Genomic DNA, 1,890 nt, shown 5'->3' on the forward strand with positions numbered 1-1,890 from the left:
GAGCAATGCTCAGAACCTGTGGATCGGCTCGGGGGCGTACCCTCCCGAGTGATCGATTCGAAGGTCACTGAGTAGGCCAACGTTGGCGCGTTGGCTGGGAGGGCACGCCCATGCTTACCGTAGTCAATGCCGTCGGCACGACGTCGAACGGATCTCTGATTGATGAGATCGTCCGGGAGGGGGCGCGGCGAATGTTGGCCGCCGCTCTGGAGGCCGAGGTCAACTCCTACTTGGCCGAGCTGGCCGACGCTCGCGACGCTGACGGCCGCCGTCTGGTGGTGCGCAACGGGTTCCACGCCGAGCGGACGATAGCCACCTCGGCCGGACCAGTGCAGGTCAAGGCACCGCGAGTGAACGACAAGCGTGTAGATACCGAGAGCGGGGAACGCAAGCGGTTCTCGTCGGCGATCTTGCCGCCGTGGGCGCGCAAGACCCCGAAGATCTCCGAGGTGCTTCCGCTGCTGTATCTGCACGGCCTGTCCACCGGCGACTTCGTTCCGGCCCTGGAGCAGTTCCTCGGGTCGTCCGCCGGGCTGTCGCCGGCGACGGTGTCGAGGCTGACGTCTCAGTGGACCGATGATCACAAGGCGTTCCAGAAGCGTGACTTGTCGGCGACCGACTTCGTCTACGTCTGGGCCGACGGCGTGCATCTGAAGGTCAGGTTGGACCAGGCCAAGGCGTGCGTGCTGGTCTTGGTGGGCGTCCGAGCCGACGGCAGCAAAGAGCTGATAGCCCTGGACGAGGGTTACCGGGAGTCGTCGGAGTCGTGGGCGAATCTGCTGCGCGACTGCGCCCGGCGCGGGATGCGTGCCCCGCATCTTGCCGTCGGCGACGGCGCGCTGGGCTTCTGGAAGGCGCTGCGCGAGGTGTTCCCCGAGACCAAGGAACAGCGCTGCTGGGTGCACAAAACTGCGAATGTGTTGGATTCCCTGCCGAAGTCGGCGCAGCCGGCGGCCAAGGCCGCGATCGCAGACATCTACAACGCCGAGGACAAAGACCAGGCCATAAGGGCCCTGAAGGCATTCGAGCGGCAGTACGGGGCGAAGTTTCCCAAGGCCGTCAAGAAGATCGTCGACGACGCGGACGTGCTGCTGGCGTTCTACGACTATCCGGCCGAACACTGGATCCACCTGCGCACCACGAACCCGATCGAGTCAACATTCGCCACCGTCCGGCTGCGCACCAAGGTCACCCGCGGTGCCGGCTCCCGGGCGGCAGCCCTGGCGATGACGTTCAAGCTCATCGAGTCCGCCCAACAGCGCTGGCGCTCGGTCAACGCGCCCCACCTGGTCGCTCTGGTGCGTGCCGGAGCCCGCTTCGAACGTGGCGTACTCGTCGAGCGCGACGAGGTCACCGCAGCATGACCGACCACACCGAACGCCCGCTGCTCTTCCTCGATGTCGACGGGCCGCTTGTCCCGTTCGGTGAGAACCCGCAGCGGAAAGCACGGGATACCACGCCGGACTCGCGCCTGGCGCGGCTGACCGCCGAGGTGGGGCGTCGGCTGGCGGCGCTGCCCTGCGATCTCGTCTGGGCCACAACCTGGGAAGACGAAGCCAACGCCGAGATAGCACCCCGGATCGGGCTGCCACAACTGCCAGTCGTGAACTGGCCGGAACCATCCGACGAGGACGAACGCCAAGACCAATGGTTCGGACTCCACTGGAAGACCCGGACCCTGGTGATCTGGGCGGCCGGACGCCCATTCGCCTGGGTCGACGACGAGATCACCAACGCCGATCGAGACTGGGTCGCCGCGCACCATAGCGGCCGAGCTCTCCTCCATCACGTGGAGTCATTCCGAGGACTCGCCGACGGAGACTTCGCAGCCCTCGACCAATGGCTTCGAGCTCTGTAAATCGCGCAATCCACAGGATTTGACAATTGCTC

At 65.7% G+C, this 1,890-nt stretch carries 2 protein-coding genes; both read left to right on the top strand.

Going from position 1 to position 1,890, the window contains the following annotated elements:
• Positions 1 to 110: 110 nt before the first annotated feature.
• Positions 111 to 1,364 carry an IS256 family transposase gene (locus tag V5E28_RS48865; protein ID WP_336217167.1) on the top strand — a complete coding sequence of 418 codons (1,254 nt, stop codon included), beginning with the start codon at positions 111 to 113 and terminating at the stop codon, positions 1,362 to 1,364.
• Positions 1,361 to 1,858: an HAD domain-containing protein gene (locus tag V5E28_RS48870; RefSeq protein ID WP_336217168.1), complete on the top strand. Its 498-nt coding sequence runs from the start codon at positions 1,361 to 1,363 to the stop codon at positions 1,856 to 1,858. Before V5E28_RS48865 ends, V5E28_RS48870 begins: the two co-directional genes overlap by 4 nt.
• Positions 1,859 to 1,890: the final 32 nt, after the last annotated feature.

The sequence above is a fragment of the Nonomuraea sp. LPB2021202275-12-8 genome (assembly GCF_037044575.1).
Taxonomy (GTDB): Bacteria; Actinomycetota; Actinomycetes; order Streptosporangiales; family Streptosporangiaceae; genus Nonomuraea.

What these genes read in the sequence shown, in the direction of transcription:
- V5E28_RS48865 (WP_336217167.1), top strand. Translation starts at nt 111, where the DNA reads ATGCTTACCGTAGTCAATGCCGTCGGCACGACGTCGAACGGATCTCTG.
- V5E28_RS48870 (WP_336217168.1), top strand. Translation starts at nt 1,361, where the DNA reads ATGACCGACCACACCGAACGCCCGCTGCTCTTCCTCGATGTCGACGGG.